Source organism: Paramesorhizobium salinisoli (assembly GCF_003335045.1).
Classification (GTDB): Bacteria; Pseudomonadota; Alphaproteobacteria; order Rhizobiales; family Rhizobiaceae; genus Paramesorhizobium; species Paramesorhizobium salinisoli.
In genome coordinates this window covers 395095-409378 of record NZ_QOZG01000005.1, presented here as the reverse complement: position 1 = coordinate 409378, position 14284 = coordinate 395095, and the positions used below count along the sequence as shown (strand labels likewise).

Sequence of the window (14284 nt, the reverse complement as noted above, 5' to 3'; positions counted from 1 at the left end):
CAACATGCCTTCACCGGCTAAGGAGCGATTGTGGCGAAGGTCGGACACGCTGCAATCAGCCGCAGGGAGACTGAGTTGGAACTGCGTCCCGCGAAGGATACTGTCGCCTGAAAAAGGGAGGCATCCATGCTTGTAATGATCCTGGGTCTATTGATTTTCCTTGGCATCCATTCGGTCCAGATCGTCGCGCCGCAATGGCGCAAGGCCAAAATCGCCGAATGGGGAGGGGGGAAGTGGAAAGGGTTCTATTCGCTCGTCGCGGCGATTGGCTTCGTCCTGATCGTCTGGGGCTTTTCGCTGGCGCGCCCGACCGCGCCGTTTCTTTACGAGCCCCCGGTCTGGATGAAGCATATCACGCTGTTGCTGATGATGTTTTCCTTCATCTTCCTTGCCATGGCCGAGATGCCGGCGGGTAGGCTGAAGCCGAAAATCCGCCATCCCATGCTGGTTGGCGTCAAGATCTGGGCCCTGGCGCATCTTCTGGCCAATGGCGATCTGGCCTCGCTCATCCTGTTTCTCTCGGTCCTCGCCTGGGCCGTATGGGACCGCATCGCAATCAAACGCCGTGAGCGCGCCGAAGGGGCAGCGGTGATTGCCTCCGGGCCGGTGGTCAACGATGTCTTGGCGGTTATCGTCGGGCTGGCGATTTATATACTGTTCGTCTGGAAGCTGCACGAATGGCTGATCGGCGTCTCGCCGACCTAGAATGTAGCGAGTTTCAGGGGCAGCAGGCGAAAATGGCGTTTCCGAGGACCGAAGTGGAGCGCACTTCATCGGAACCGTCATTTGCAGCCCGCCATCACCTGAATCGCAATACAGCCTAATTTGAAGAACAGGCCTTACATATATATCCAATTCCGACTAAAAGCGCGTAACCCCCGTGTTTTGCGCACAAGGTCGGCGCACACGCGAACAAATCATGATTGACGGCAGGTCCATGACAGACGACAGCTTCATCCGCGAAGTAAACGAGGAAATCCGCTCCGACAGGGCGATGGCCATCTGGCGGCGTTTCGGGCCCCTGATGATCGGCGCGGCAGTCGCCATCGTCGTGGGAACCGCCGCGACAGTTGGCTATCAATATTGGAGCGAATCCCAGGCTTCGCAATCGGGCGACAAGTTTCTTGCAGCTCTCAACCTGGCGAACCAGGGGAAGAATGACGAGGCGCTTGCGGCACTGAACGATCTGGAAAAGACCGGCTATGGCGCCTATCCAGACCTGGCGCGCATGCGTGCGGCATCGTTGATCTTCCAGAAAGGCGACCCTGCAGGGGCTGTGGCCGCCTTCGACGCGGTTGCCGCGGATAAGTCCGTGGATACTGCCATTCGCGACATGGCCCGGCTTCGTGCTGCCTTCATACTGGTCGACACCGGCAGCTATGACGATGTCGCCAAGCGGGTCGAGCCGATTTCGTCGGACGGCAACCCGATGCGCCATTCGGCGCGCGAGGCGCTGGGGCTTGCCGCCTGGAAGGCCGGCCGCACTGATGACGCGATGCGCCTGTATCAGCAGATCGCCGACGACGCGGGCGCGCCGCCGAATATCCGCCAGCGTGCCAACATCATGCTCGATCTGATCCGCAGTTCCGGCGCCGCGGCGCAAGGCTGAGCTTAAAAATAAGAACACAGGAATACAAATACCTATGAGTTTTACCCTTGCCATTATCGGGCGTCCGAATGTCGGCAAGTCCACGCTTTTCAATCGTCTTGCCGGGCAGAAGCTGGCGCTCGTCGACGACACGCCCGGCGTGACGCGCGACCGCCGCGTGCATGACGGCAAGCTTTACGATCTGAGATTCAGCGTCGTCGATACGGCCGGCCTCGAAGAGGTTGGCAGCGAAACGCTGGAAGGCCGCATGAGGGCCCAGACCGAGATCGCGATCGCCGAAGCCGACGTGATTCTCTTCATGATCGACGCCAAGGCAGGCATCACGCCGTCCGACGTCACCTTCGGCGACCTCGTGCGCAAATCCGGCAAACCCGTCGTCCTCGTCGCCAATAAATCCGAGGCGCGTGGCGCGGAAGCTGGCATGTATGATGCCTATCGGCTGGGTCTGGGCGAACCTTGCCCCATTTCGGCGGAGCATGGCCAGGGCATTCCCGATCTGCGCGATGCGATCGTCGCCGTGCTCGGTGAAGAGCGCGCTTTCGGCCCCGATGAGGAAGAAGAAGCGGAAGTCGAGGACGGCCCCGTCCTTTCCGCGTCCGAGACGACGCTGATCGGCGACGACATCGAGGACCCTGATGCCGACGACATTCCGGCCTATGATACGAGCAAGCCGCTCCGGATCGCCATTGTCGGGCGTCCCAATGCCGGCAAATCGACGCTGATCAACACGATGGTCGGCGAGGAGCGCCTGCTGACCGGACCGGAAGCGGGCATCACGCGCGACTCGATTTCCGTCGATTGGGAGTGGAAGGGTCGCCGCATCAAGCTGTTCGATACCGCAGGTCTGCGCCGCAAGTCGCGCATCCAGCAAAAGCTCGAAAAGCTGTCGGTTTCCGATGCGCTGCGCGCCATCCGTTTTGCGGAAGTCGTCATCATCGTCTTCGATGCTACGATTCCGTTCGAGAAGCAGGATCTGCAGATCGTCGATCTGATCATCCGGGAAGGCCGCGCGCCTGTCATCGCCTTCAACAAATGGGATCTGATCGAGAACCGCCAGGAGGTTCTGGCCGAATTGCGTGAGAAAACCGAACGCCTGCTGCCGCAGGTGCGCGGCCTTCGCGCTGTGACGATCTCGGGCGAGATGGGGCAGGGCGTCGACAAGCTTATGGATGCCGTGACGCTCACCCACGAAATCTGGAACTCCCGCGTTTCGACCGGCAGGCTCAATCGCTGGCTGGAAGGCGTCCTCGCTCATCATCCGCCTCCGGCAGTCTCCGGCCGCCGGCTGAAGATCAAATACATGACGCAGGTGAAGACCCGTCCGCCGGGCTTCATCGTCTCCTGCTCCCGACCCGATGCGATGCCGCAATCCTATATACGCTATCTCATCAATGGCCTGCGCGAGACATTCCATATGCCCGGCGTTCCGATCCGCCTGTCGCTGCGGACATCAGACAATCCCTTTGCGGGACGGGCGAAAAAGCGCCGCTAAACGAATCCCCCTCGGCTCTATGGGCGGAAGGGGTTCCTAATGCCGAAAAATGCGAAGCCGTTTTTCATTTTGGCCGTTCCGGGATGGGTCCTCGGGTCAAGCCAGAGGATAACCAACTGGAGAGCTTGCCGCACGTCTTCGATGTTGCCGATTGGCGGAAAACATTCCTGCAATCGTCATCATCGGACTTGATCCGATGATCCATTCCGGAACATTGCCATCCCACCGACGGTCAGACATTTAAGCCCACCTGCATGAGGTCGCCCCGATTTCATGCAGGAACGGCTCTGGCGTGATAGCAGACGAAAGCAAGCTTGTTGCCGTCGGGATCGCGGACATAGGCAGCGTAAAAATCCTCGGCATATTGCGGACGAAAGCCGGGTCTGCCTTCGCCACTGCCGCCATTCTTCATCGCCAGTTCGTAAAGCCGGTCGATGATGGTCGCATTCTCCAGCTGGAAGGCGGTCATGACGCCGTTTCCGACATTCGCGGCTTTTCCGTCAAAGGGATAACCGGTGAAGAAGCGGGGAACGGTTTCGTCGTCCTTCCTGCCCCATGACGCCGACAAATGATCCCGCCAGCACGGATCGAGACCCATCGCTTCCATGATCGGGTCATAGAAGGCGAGCGAGCGCTCCAGATCGTTCGTTCCCACCATCGTATAGCCGATCATAGGGCCTCCTTTCCCAAGTGCGGCAGGCAGTTTTTCCAAGCTTCACAGACAGAATACCCACGGTCGGTTTCCACAGTCCACCCGCCCGTTAACCGTCCATCAAGGTTAATGCTTCATTTTCGTACCCATTCGTCAGCGTGTTTCGAGTGGAGTGTCACGTGCGTCTTGAGTCTTTGCGGGCCTTGCTCGTCCGACCCATCCTGTCGCCCAAGGGGCGCTCCTCCCGCCACCCTCGGGGACATGGTCTGGCAGCGACCGCAATCATCGGCGCCGCGATCTATTTCTTCAATCCGACAATTGTTGCCTATCAGGACATATCAAGCCTCATCTCGGCCGGCGAGGTGGGCGGACATCGCTGGGCAGCGTTCATGTTGCAGACGCCCGCGGGCTCGATCCACAAAGCCGAAACGCCTTTCATAGACACCTCGCTTATGACCAGCAGCATCAAGGCGGCCGGCGTCGACGTGCCCGGCGTCGGGCGGGTCGCCTTCAGCGGTGGCGAACGCGGCAAGAAGCTGGGGATCGCCGATCCGAACCCGGATGAAAACCGCATCAATCGTACCGAAAAGCTCGGCCGCGTCGTTTCCGTATTGCCCAAGGCGCCGCCGAAATCCTTCAACGCCGGAACGCTTCTCGAACGTTCCAGCATGCTGCTGCGCCCGGTCGAGAAACCTGAAGTCCGGATGGCTTTCGCCAAATCGAAGATACGCGGCAAGGAAATCGATATCACGCTTGCCTTCCATAAGGTCGAACCGCCGAAGGCTGCGCCCCCCGTGCCCACCCTTCTGGCCAATCTCGTCACCAACGACAATCCCGATATCCTGGCCACCGGCTATGCGCCGGCTGAGCCGGATTACGCCAGGACGTCGCCATTCGAAAGCATCCTCACCGAAAAGAGCAGCGGCCGCTTCACGCCGCCGCTCGAGCCCGGGGACCATCCATGGGCGGCATCCCCGCTGCCGCCGCTGGTGTTCACCGCCAAGGAGCAGAAATGCCTTGCTGAAGGCGTCTACTTCGAGGCGCGCGGCGAACCGGTCAAGGGACAGGCGGCCGTGGCGCAGGTGATTCTCAACCGTGTCCGCAATCCCGCCTATCCCAAGACCATCTGCGGTGTCGTCTACCAGAACGACGACTGGCGCAATCGTTGCCAGTTCTCGTTTGCCTGCGACGGCATCCGTCATCGCGTGACCGAGCAGGAGCATTGGCGGATTGCGCAGGAGGTGGCGAAAGCCGTCACCGCCGGCCAGATCTGGCTGCCGGAGGTGGGCTCGGCGACGCATTACCACGCCACCTATGTCAAACCGCGCTGGGCGAGCACCATGGAGCGCGTCAAGAAGATCGGATTGCACATCTTCTATCGCACCTATGGCGGCGGATGGAGCTGATAGGCCGAACGCCACCATTCGCCAGACGTCTCAGGCATTCGTGCCGCTGTCCATGGTGACAGTGGAGCCGGTGACGAACCGCGCCTCGTCGGATGCAAGCCACGCAACGAGGCCGGCGATATTCTGCGGTGTGGAAAAGCTCGGAATCGCCATCAGGCTGCGCTGCGCATCCGCGTGATCCGAGTGAGCGGGATTCATGTCCGTATCGGTCGAGCCGGGGTGGACGAGGTTTACCGTAATTCCCTTTGGACCGAGATCGCGCGCGACGCCCTTCGTCAGGCCGATCAGCGCCGCCTTGCTTGCGGCATAGAGGCTGACGCCCGCAAACGGCACCCGCTCGGCAAGATTGCTGCCGATGGTGATGATGCGCCCGCCCTCCGTCAGATGCGGGACTGCGGCTTTTATCGCCACGAAAACAGCACGCGTATTGACCGCCATCATCTCGTCATAAGCCTCCAGGCTGACCTCCTCGATCGGGGCGGCCGAGAAGATGCCGGCATTGTTGACGAGGATGTCGATCCTGCCGAACGCCGCCACAGTGGTGGCGACCGCTGCCTCGATGGCCTGGGAATCCCGGTTGTCTGCCTGGATCGCCCGGCCGCGCCGGCCAGCCTTCTCGATATCCGCCACGACGCTCGTCGCCTTTTCTGGCGAACGCGCATAGGTCAGCGCGACATCAGCCCCGTCCGCTGCAAGCCTTCGGGCGATTGCCGCTCCCATTCCACGGCTTCCGCCTGTCACCAAAGCCACTTTTCCGCGCAGATCAGTCATGTCGATTCCTTTTTGTGTTGATCGATACAGAATTCATTTCAGGCTTGCCCGAAGACGTCAAGCGATTTATGTATTGAATGGTACAGAAAGGATCAGTCATGTCGGAGAGAGGTCGTCCTCGCGGGTTTGACCGGGATGCAGCGCTTGAGCGCGCCATGGAGGTCTTCGAGGAGAAGGGGTATGACGGCGCGTCGATGGCGGATCTGACGAAGGCCATGGGCATCAACTCGCCAAGCCTCTATGCCGCTTTCGGCTGCAAGGAAGCGCTGTTCCGCGAGGCTGTCGATCTCTACGCGTCCAGGGGCGCGGCCATGTGGGCGGGCGTACCGGCATCTCCGACCGCCAAAGCGGGGGTGGCGCATCTGCTGCGGGAAAGCGCCATGTCCTTCACCTCTGGCGAAAAGCCGCGCGGCTGCCTGATCGTCCTGGGTGCTCTGCATGAGGATGATAGCAACAGTCCTGCATGCCGCATGTTGCAGGAACATCGCGCGGGCAATCTGGAAGCCCTGCGCGAAAGGCTGGAGCACGCCGTGGAGGAGGGGGAATTGCCGGCGGGGCTCGATTGCCGGGCCGTCGCCGCTTTCTATATGACCGTGCAGCAAGGCATGTCGTTTCAAGCGCGCGATGGCGCCTCACGGGAAACGCTTCTGGGAATCGCCGAATCCGCAATGGCGGGATGGGAGAGCCTGACCATGTCGAGAGCCCTCCAGCAGGGGGATTAGGCGGTCGTCTGCGCCGGATTAACGCACCATTGGGGGGTATTCGGGAGACTTTCGCCCTAAATTCCCGATAAATTATTGATTTCAAAAAGGAAAAATCCTTTATGAGTGTTGATTGCTTCGCCTTGACTAGCAGGCGGGCTGTCAATATGTTGCGCGCGACTTTGAAGCGGGGCCGAAGCCTTGCACCAACGCGCTCGAGGAGGCGTCATGGCAACCGGGAAGAAGCCCGATCAGCCGGATCGCGCCGCGAAAACGCAAGGTGCGGACGCCGGCCCTTTTTCGGGGGATCTGGATGATCGTCGCCGCCGTCTTGCAGCCGAACTGGCCAGGAAGGACGCGACGAAGAAGCCGGGCTCTTCGGGAGAACGGTCGGAAACGTCTGCCGGTGTCGCGCAGGCCATGAAATTGTCGAGCGAGTTCATCGCCGGCATTTTGGTCGGAGCGGCGCTCGGATGGCTGATCGACCATTTCGCCGGTACGTCGCCGTGGGGGTTGGTAATCTTCCTTCTCCTCGGTTTCGTGGCCGGCGTGCTTAACATTCTGCGTTCGGCAGGCGGTGTCGCGCAAACGGGCGGCATTCAGCCCGGGCGGTCGCTGGATGAAAAGAACGAAAAGAATAAAGACTAGGCCCGAGCGCCGGAAACTGAAACGCCTTCGGGCACGGAACGACAGACGAGGTTAAGGTGGCTAACGATCCGATCCATCAGTTCCAGGTTTCCAGATGGATTCCTATCGACGTCGGCGGCGTCGATCTGTCCTTTACGAACGTGTCTGCCTTCATGGTGATGACGGTCGTGGTGGCCTCGGGCTTCCTCTTCCTGACGTCGTCCAGCCGCGGTCTCGTTCCGACAAGGCTCCAGTCCGTTTCGGAAATGGCCTATGAATTCGTGGCTTCCGCCTTGCGAGACTCGGCCGGATCACAGGGAATGAAATTCTTTCCCTTCGTCTTCTCGCTGTTCATGTTCGTGCTGGTCGCCAATTTCCTCGGCCTCTTCCCGTACTTCTATACGATAACGAGCCAGATCATCGTCACCTTCGCGCTCGCGGTTCTCGTGATCGGCACCGTGATCATCTATGGTTTCTGGAAGCATGGTTTCGGCTTTCTCAAGCTTTTCGTGCCGAGCGGCGTTCCGGCCGTCATCGTGCCGCTGGTCGTGATCATCGAGATCATTTCCTTCCTTTCGCGTCCGATCAGCCTGTCGGTTCGTCTTTTCGCCAACATGCTGGCCGGCCACATCACGCTGAAGGTCTTCGCGGGCTTCATCGTGTCGCTGAGCGCACTTGGCGCAGCCGGTATCGGCGGCGCAATCCTGCCGCTGATCATGACGGTCGCGATCACTGCCCTGGAATTCCTCGTCGCCTTTCTCCAGGCCTATGTCTTCACGGTGCTCACCTGCATGTACATCAATGATGCAGTCCATCCCGGGCACTGAGTTTCGCCGGCGGATTCCGCCAGAACTGAAATCCGCACTTAATTATCAATCCAGAAGGAGCTCAACATGGAAGCGGAAGCAGCAAAGTACATCGGCGCCGGTCTCGCCTGTTTCGGTATGGCCGGTACGGCCCTCGGCCTCGGCAATATCTTCGGTAACTACCTCTCCGGCGCTCTGCGCAACCCGTCCGCCGCTGACAGCCAGTTCGGCCGTCTGGTGTTCGGTTTCGCCGTGACGGAAGCTCTGGGCATCTTCTCGCTGCTCATCGCGCTTCTGCTCCTGTTCGCCGTCTAATACGGCTGACTGAACTGGCCGGCCGCGCCGGAAGTGCCTATGGCACTGTGCCGCGGCCGGTTTTCTACAGCGTCATGCGTCCACATGGACGCCGTGGGAACGGTGCTGTAGCCGCCGAAAATCGATTCCGATTTTTCGATCGATTTTTTCGGGCGATGTTGTAGAGAACTCATGCGAATGTATGATGAAGCTCTAACGTTTGAGCCTGTGCATGGTCCTTGGGATCGTGCGGCAGGTATCTGAGTAACAAGGGGATGATGGATGTTCGTGTCCGCGGCGTTTGCCCAAAGCGAAACCCAATCTCAACCGGCTGAAGCACCGGCGGTTGATCATGGTGCCCCTGCCGGGGGTGCTGAAGCCGTGCACACCGAAACGGGAGTGCCGCACGACGCTGGTCACACCGGCGTGTTTCCTCCGTTCGATTCCACCCATTATGCATCGCAGCTTTTGTGGCTCGCGATCACCTTCGGGCTTTTCTATCTCTTCCTGTCGCGTGTGGTTCTGCCGCGCATCGGCAGCGTGATCGAGACCCGGCGGGATCGCATCGAGCAGGATCTCGAGCAGGCGGCCCGCATGAAGCAGGATGCCGACAATGCCATTGCTGCTTATGAGCAGGAATTGGCGCAGGCCCGCATCAAGGCCGGCGGCATCGCGCAGGACGCCCGTGACGCGGCCAAGACCAAGGCGGATCGCGAGCGCGCGACTGTAGAGGCTTCGCTTGAGGCGAAGCTCTCCGAAGCTGAAACCCGGATCGCGGCCATCAAGTCGAAGGCCATGAACGATGTCGGGACGATAGCCGAGGATACGGCAGCCGAGATCGTCAAGCATCTCATCGGCGGAAGCGTCGACAAAGCTTCCGTATCGGCCGCAATCAAAGCCGCTCGCGGCTAAGGAGGACGACATGGACTCTACATTCTGGGCACTCGTCGCTCTCATCATCTTTATCGGCATCATCGTCTATATGAAGGTGCCGAAGGTAATCGCCCGTTCACTCGACGAGCGTGCCGACCGCATCAGGAACGAGCTCGATGAGGCCCGCCGCCTGCGCGAGGAAGCGCAGCAGCTTCTGGCTGAATATCAGCGCAAGCGCAAGGAAGCCGAAAAGGAAGCGGGCGAGATCCTGACCGCCGCGCAGCGCGAGGCGACAGCGCTTCTCCAGGAAGCCAAGCAGAAGACGGAAGATTACGTTGTCCGCCGCAACAAGCTTGCCGAACAGAAAATCGCCCAGGCCGAATCGGAAGCGATCAACGAGGTCCGTTCTTCAGCCGTCGAAATAGCAGTCGCCGCAGCAGGTAGGCTGATTGCCGACAAGCTCGATCCGAAAACAGCAGGCGAACTGTTCAAGCAGTCCGTGGACCAGGTGAAGACGCGGCTCAACTGAGCCGACGCTGTTCGAACTGAATCAGAACGCCGCCGCAAGGCGGCGTTTTTATTTGCTGGTATGGATACTTTGAAGCGCCATTCAGCGTCAGCCGCGAGCGGTCGAATCCAGAAACGAGGTCGGCGCTTCCGCTAAAAAGCGTACCGCTTCGCTCACTCCGCCGGAAAGCGTCCCTTGATCGGCGAAAACGTGAAACGGTGCAGGCCGCGCAGGGGGCCATGCACCTCGATTGCCGAACGATGCCGCTCCGTGGCGTAACCCGCATGGGCTTCCAGCCCGTAGTCTGGATGATGCGTCCCCGCCCGCTGCATCATGCGGTCGCGGGTGACCTTGGCAACGATGGAAGCGGCGGCGATCGAGATCGAACGCTGGTCGCCCTTGACGAGGGCGCTTCCCTCGCAGCATAGGCGCCAAGGCACATCGCATCCATCGATCAGTGCATGAGAGGGCGCCAGTGTCAGCCCTGCCGCAGCGCGGCGCATGGCTTCCAGCGCGGCCTTGCGTATATCCGAGCGGTCGATACTCGGCGCGCAGAGGCTTGCCACTGAAACCGCCAGAGCCTGCGAAAGAATCATGTCGAAAAGCATTTCGCGCGTAGCAGCACTCAGCCGCTTGGAATCGTCCAGCCCCTCAGGCAACCGCTCCGCGTCAAGGATCACCGCAGCCGCTACCACTGGGCCAGCGAGCGGCCCGCGACCGGCCTCGTCAATGCCTGCTATAGGGCGGACACCTCTCCGCAGCAGCCGCAACTCGCTGGAAAAATCCGGCTTGAGCGGCATGTCGAAAAGGAGCGGAGAATCGGTAAGCGCGCGGTTCATCGTGCGGCGAAGATCGCATTGCTACCGGTTCTCCGCAAGACCTACTGCCGGGGGACACGGCAGTGCGGTCGCCATCAGGCAAGGGGCTCTGGTGCCTGATGGAAGTCTATTGCGTAGATCTCGTCTCATCCCGTGCCGGATCCTGCATTCAACTATGCATATGGCGGCGAAAGGTTCCCTCGGGAGATCAAAAAAGTGAAAGCTGGGTGCCGTGTTTTGCGGGCGACTGGAAAAGATCGGTCCTGAGCCTCCTTCTCTCTACGTTCATCCCGAGCTTCCTGGCGGCGATCTCGAAGCGCCGGCCGATCTGCCAGGCATACGGACCTTCGCCGCGCATGCGCTTGCCCCATTCGGCGTCGTAATCCTTGCCGCCGCGCATGGAACGCACCAGCGACATGACATGGCGATAGCGGTCGGGATAGTGCCGAAGCAGCCAATCCTTGAAGATCGGGGCCACTTCCAGCGGCAGCCGCAGGAGGACATAACCCGCTTCGAGCGCACCCATGGCATGACCTGAATCGAGTATCCGCTCTATCTCGTGATCGTTGATGCCCGGAATGACCGGTCCCATCATCACCGAAGTCGGAATACCCGCATCGGAAAGCGCTCGGATCGCCTGCAGCCGCCGTGTCGGCGTCGATGCGCGGGGTTCCATGGTCCTGGCCAGCCGGGCGTCGAGCGTTGTCACCGAGAGTGCCACCTTGGCCAGCCCCTTCTCCGCCATCCGGGAGAGAATATCCTGGTCGCGCATGACCATCGCGGATTTGGTGACGATGCCGACCGGATGATTGGCCGCTTCAAGCACTTCGAGAATCTCGCGCATGATGCGCCATTTCTTTTCGATAGGCTGGTAAGGGTCGGTATTGGTGCCGATGGCGATCGTCTTCACGATATAGCCGGGCTTCGCCAGTTCCTTCTCCAGCAGGCGCGGCGCATCGGGCTTGGCAAACAGCTTCGCTTCAAAATCGAGCCCGGCCGACAGCCCCATATAGCTGTGCGTCGGGCGGGCGAAGCAATAGATGCAGCCATGCTCGCAGCCACGATAGGGATTGATCGAGCGGTCGAAGCTGATATCGGGTGAATCATTGCGCGTGATGATCGTGCGCGGCTTTTCGATCTGCACGTCGGTCTTGAATGGCGGCAGATCCTCGATCGTGTTCCAGCCATCGTCGAAGACGTGACGGCTCATGGGCTCGAAGCGACCGGATGGATTGATGCCGGCGCCGCGCCCGCGCCGCCGTTCATGATCGATGCGCAGCCCCGCTTCTCCGATCAGCGCATTTGCATGCTCCGCCCGGCCTTCACCGAAAGCAGCCCTGTCGGCATGTTGGATAACATCCATCATTTCCTCCTTCCGGAAGATATTCCGGGGCGATATCTCGCTCTTTGATGAATCTATTCCTATCAAACAATGAGAACAAAGCAAGAACTTTTTGCCGCGTACAAGGAAATATGGCATTTCGTTTTTGGATACGGTAAGCGAAGCCATGGTGTCTGTGATCATCGAAACGAAGAATGTCGAAGAAGCCCTGGCCCGAACGCTTGCCGGTCTGGTCAATGCCGCCGTCGAAGGGCTGGTGCGCGATGTCATCGTCGTTGACCACGGTTCAACCGACCATACGCATGAGGTGGCCGATGCGGCGGGCTGCATTTTTGTGGAAGGCGAGGCGCTGCGCGATGTCGTCAAGCGTGCGCGTGGCGAATGGTTCTTGTTTCTGGAACCTGGCTCCCGCCTGCTGGATGGCTGGTCGGAATCGGCGCGCAACCATATCGAAGCCCTGCCGGGGCCAGCGCGTTTTACCCGTTCCAGTTTCAACAGGCCGCGTTTCCTGGCGCGGGTCTTCGGCGGTAACGATCCGTTGAGCGATGGCCTTCTGATGTCGAGGCGTCAGGCTGTCGCGCTCCTGAAGCCTGGCTATGGGGCGCAAGATCTGGCGCGGGGCATAGCCACGCGGCGCCTGAAGGGTGAGATCGTCCCCGCGAACAGGGCGTGAGGTAGAATCAGGCCTTGCCGCGTTTCAGGTGCTCATCCAGCCGCGGCATGATCTCGATGAAATTGCAGGGCATGTGACGATAATCGAGCTGGAACTGCAGGATGTGGTCCCAGGCATCGCGGCATGCGCCGGGCGAGCCCGGCAGCACGAAGACGAATGTCGCGTTGACGACGCCGCCGGTTGCCCGCGACTGTATGGTGGAGGTGCCGATCTTGTCGTAGGAGATGCGGTGGAAGACCTCGGAAAAGCCGTCCATGCGCTTTTCGAAGATCGGTTCGAGTGCTTCCGGTGTCACGTCGCGTCCAGTAAAGCCGGTGCCCCCCGTGGTGATGATTACATCGATGTCAGGCTCGCGCGACCACACCAGAACCTTGTCGCGGATCGTCTCCCGATCGTCGGGAACGATATCGCGCGCGGCAAGCCTGTGGCCGGCCTTGCCGATCCGGTCGGTAAGCGTATCGCCGGATTTATCGTCGGCCAGAGTGCGCGTGTCGGAAACGGTCAGCACTGCAATGCCGACGGGGACGAAGGGACGCGTTTCGCTTGCCATTTCGCTCACTCCGATGCGGGCTTTGTTTCGGTCGCAACGACGAACCATTGCGGATGGCGCGCCTTGAGGAAGGCCGCTGCATCCGCCGCCGCAGCGCGATCGCTGAAGATCGCAAAGCATGTCGCTCCCGATCCCGACATTTGCGCGTACAGCGCGCCGGATTGCACGAACAAGCCGAGAAGGCCGCCCAGCCCCGGGGCAAGTGTCAGCGACGCGGCATAGAGATCGTTGCGCGTCTCCCGGAGATAGGCGCATACCGTCCCGATATCCGCGAAGTCAGGCGGGGAGGGGAGCGGCGGATTGTCCCGGCGCAAGAGCGCCCGGAACACGAGGGGCGTCGAGAGCCCCGTACCGTCATTGGCCAGCACCATCGGAAGCGACGGGAAGCGCGGCATGGTATGAAGCGTCTCTCCGATGCCGCGTGCAATGAGTGGCCGCCCCGTCTGCTGGCCGTGCAGGCACATGGGCAGGTCCGCGCCGAGTGAGAGCCCGATGTCGCAGAGCGCCGGCATGCCGAGATCGAGCCCCCAAAGCCTGTTAAGCGCGATGAGTGCGGCCGCCGCATCGCTGGATCCGCCGCCGATGCCTGACGCTATAGGCAGCCTTTTCTCCAGCACGATCTCGACAGCGCCTGCCCGCGACGGAAAGCGCGACCGCAACGCATCGCGCGCCCGCAAGACAAGGTTTGACGCATCCGAGGGTATGGCGTGCGCAAACGGCCCCGTTACGACGAAACGGTCCTGCGCCGCCGGCGAAACATCGATCTGGTCGCCGAATTCAGCAAATGCCACCAGGCTTTCGAGCAGATGATAACCATCCTCCCGCCGGCCCGTGACATGCAGGGCCAGATTGATCTTGGCGGGGGCAAGGAGGGAAATCCCTTCGCTCGCCGGCAGCAGGGCAATGTGTGTGTTCATGCGCAGGACTCCGGTGACACGGGGTCAATCCTTGCGCACGTGGTATTCGCCTGTCTTCGGATCCTGCACCAGCGTGCCCTGGGCCCTGGTCTGGGCTTCCTTTTCGGCCTCCCGCACCCGCTGCGACACGCGCGCGGCCTCGCGTTTGAACGAACGGTAGCCATACCAGGCGACCAAGCCGATGAGGATGAAAAAGATGAGCTGCGGCATTGCCTCAAATCCTCGAACCTTGCCCTTCCGATACG

General features: G+C 60.7%; 18 protein-coding genes. 11 read left to right on the top strand and 7 right to left on the bottom strand.

Going from position 1 to position 14284, the window contains the following annotated elements; genetic code table 11:
- Positions 1 to 126 precede the first annotated feature (126 nt).
- From DUT91_RS14220 to der, 3 genes are all read left to right on the top strand, one after another.
- Positions 127 to 705: an NnrU family protein gene (locus tag DUT91_RS14220; RefSeq protein ID WP_114441043.1), complete on the top strand. Its 579-nt coding sequence runs from the start codon at positions 127 to 129 to the stop codon at positions 703 to 705.
- Positions 706 to 937: 232 nt separating this feature from the next.
- Complete coding sequence (locus DUT91_RS14215; protein ID WP_114441227.1) at positions 938 to 1609, top strand: tetratricopeptide repeat protein; 672 nt, start codon at positions 938 to 940, stop codon at positions 1607 to 1609.
- A gap of 34 nt (positions 1610 to 1643) precedes the next feature.
- Entirely contained in the window at positions 1644 to 3101 is a 1458-nt protein-coding gene (gene der / locus DUT91_RS14210) for a ribosome biogenesis GTPase Der (protein WP_114441042.1), read from the top strand.
- 271 nt (positions 3102 to 3372) lie between these two features.
- On the opposite strand, the gene DUT91_RS14205 is transcribed toward der, so the two are convergent.
- On the bottom strand, positions 3373 to 3774 hold the full coding sequence (locus DUT91_RS14205) for a VOC family protein (protein ID WP_114441041.1): 402 nt from the start codon (positions 3772 to 3774) through the stop codon (positions 3373 to 3375).
- A 200-nt stretch (positions 3775 to 3974) separates the two neighbouring features.
- Here DUT91_RS14205 and DUT91_RS14200 point away from each other — a divergent pair, with 200 nt between their 5' ends.
- Complete coding sequence (locus DUT91_RS14200) at positions 3975 to 5159, top strand: cell wall hydrolase (protein ID WP_245419734.1); 1185 nt, start codon at positions 3975 to 3977, stop codon at positions 5157 to 5159.
- 30 nt (positions 5160 to 5189) lie between these two features.
- Here DUT91_RS14200 and DUT91_RS14195 read toward each other — a convergent pair whose 3' ends face one another.
- A complete protein-coding gene (locus DUT91_RS14195) occupies positions 5190 to 5930 on the bottom strand; it encodes an SDR family NAD(P)-dependent oxidoreductase (RefSeq protein ID WP_114441039.1) in 741 nt (246 codons plus the stop codon).
- Positions 5931 to 6028: 98 nt separating this feature from the next.
- On the opposite strand from DUT91_RS14195, the gene DUT91_RS14190 reads away from it, so the two are divergent.
- From DUT91_RS14190 to DUT91_RS14165, 6 genes are all read left to right on the top strand, one after another.
- The gene (locus DUT91_RS14190; protein ID WP_114441038.1) at positions 6029 to 6652 is read left to right on the top strand and encodes a TetR/AcrR family transcriptional regulator; all 624 of its coding nucleotides are present in this window, start codon (positions 6029 to 6031) and stop codon (positions 6650 to 6652) included.
- A 207-nt stretch (positions 6653 to 6859) separates the two neighbouring features.
- Positions 6860 to 7279, top strand: coding sequence for an AtpZ/AtpI family protein (locus tag DUT91_RS14185; RefSeq protein ID WP_114441037.1), 420 nt, complete (start codon positions 6860 to 6862; stop codon positions 7277 to 7279).
- A gap of 56 nt (positions 7280 to 7335) precedes the next feature.
- Positions 7336 to 8085, top strand: coding sequence for a F0F1 ATP synthase subunit A (locus DUT91_RS14180; protein ID WP_114441036.1), 750 nt, complete (start codon positions 7336 to 7338; stop codon positions 8083 to 8085).
- Between the two features lie 66 nt (positions 8086 to 8151).
- Positions 8152 to 8379 (top strand): F0F1 ATP synthase subunit C, encoded by a 228-nt coding sequence (locus DUT91_RS14175; protein ID WP_006466154.1) that lies wholly within the window; start codon positions 8152 to 8154, stop codon positions 8377 to 8379.
- Positions 8380 to 8640: 261 nt separating this feature from the next.
- Positions 8641 to 9270: a F0F1 ATP synthase subunit B gene (locus DUT91_RS14170; RefSeq protein ID WP_114441035.1), complete on the top strand. Its 630-nt coding sequence runs from the start codon at positions 8641 to 8643 to the stop codon at positions 9268 to 9270.
- Positions 9271 to 9280: 10 nt separating this feature from the next.
- Positions 9281 to 9760, top strand: a complete 480-nt coding sequence (locus DUT91_RS14165; RefSeq protein WP_114441034.1) for a F0F1 ATP synthase subunit B — start codon at positions 9281 to 9283, stop codon at positions 9758 to 9760.
- Between the two features lie 152 nt (positions 9761 to 9912).
- Here DUT91_RS14165 and DUT91_RS14160 read toward each other — a convergent pair whose 3' ends face one another.
- Positions 9913 to 10578, bottom strand: coding sequence for a ribonuclease HII (locus DUT91_RS14160; RefSeq protein ID WP_114441033.1), 666 nt, complete (start codon positions 10576 to 10578; stop codon positions 9913 to 9915).
- Between the two features lie 187 nt (positions 10579 to 10765).
- Positions 10766 to 11920, bottom strand: coding sequence for a PA0069 family radical SAM protein (locus DUT91_RS14155; protein ID WP_114441032.1), 1155 nt, complete (start codon positions 11918 to 11920; stop codon positions 10766 to 10768).
- A 145-nt stretch (positions 11921 to 12065) separates the two neighbouring features.
- Between DUT91_RS14155 and DUT91_RS14150 the strand changes: the two genes are divergently transcribed.
- Positions 12066 to 12572 (top strand): glycosyltransferase, encoded by a 507-nt coding sequence (locus DUT91_RS14150; RefSeq protein WP_114441225.1) that lies wholly within the window; start codon positions 12066 to 12068, stop codon positions 12570 to 12572.
- A gap of 7 nt (positions 12573 to 12579) precedes the next feature.
- Here DUT91_RS14150 and moaB read toward each other — a convergent pair whose 3' ends face one another.
- Genes moaB through DUT91_RS14135 form a run of 3 tightly spaced genes read right to left on the bottom strand, consistent with a single transcriptional unit; the run spans position 12580 to position 14249 of the window.
- Positions 12580 to 13122 (bottom strand): molybdenum cofactor biosynthesis protein B, encoded by a 543-nt coding sequence (moaB, locus tag DUT91_RS14145; protein ID WP_114441031.1) that lies wholly within the window; start codon positions 13120 to 13122, stop codon positions 12580 to 12582.
- Between the two features lie 5 nt (positions 13123 to 13127).
- A complete protein-coding gene (locus DUT91_RS14140) occupies positions 13128 to 14039 on the bottom strand; it encodes a 4-(cytidine 5'-diphospho)-2-C-methyl-D-erythritol kinase (protein ID WP_114441030.1) in 912 nt (303 codons plus the stop codon).
- A gap of 24 nt (positions 14040 to 14063) precedes the next feature.
- Positions 14064 to 14249, bottom strand: coding sequence for a hypothetical protein (locus tag DUT91_RS14135; protein WP_114441029.1), 186 nt, complete (start codon positions 14247 to 14249; stop codon positions 14064 to 14066).
- Positions 14250 to 14284: the final 35 nt, after the last annotated feature.